Annotated in this window: 1 protein-coding gene; it reads right to left on the reverse strand. The window is 49.6% G+C overall.

Annotated features, from left to right (window positions below):
- Positions 1-158 precede the first annotated feature (158 nt).
- On the reverse strand, positions 159-403 hold a 245-nt coding region (locus Q4563_RS16625; protein WP_303605276.1), incomplete at its 5' end, for an efflux RND transporter permease subunit.

Consider the following 403-nt stretch of genomic DNA (forward strand, 5'->3'; position numbering starts at 1 on the left):
CTACACTACAGTGGTCGTTGGGATGATTTGAAAAAAAACTGGATTCTGGAGATACCACTGAACATCAAGAATAGATAGATAAAATTCTGTTCATAAACAATCAGCCCCTCAGATGAGGGGCTGATTATCGGGTTGCATTATTTGCCGGTGGGCTGATCTCAGCCTGCCATTTCTCCCCGCAGTTTTTCGCCCAGGTTCTTAGGCATCAGCGAGAAATACAGCAGAGGGATTACGATCAGCGTCAACAGGGTAGAGACCATGATGCCGAAGATCAGTGAGATCGCCAGGCCGTTAAAGATCGGGTCATCCAGAATAAAGAATGCCCCGATCATGGCTGCGACAGCGGTCAGTACAATCGGCCGGGAGCGCACGGCTGCGGCAGTTACAACGGCTTCTTCAAAGC

Source organism: Gilvimarinus sp. 1_MG-2023, assembly GCF_030548285.1.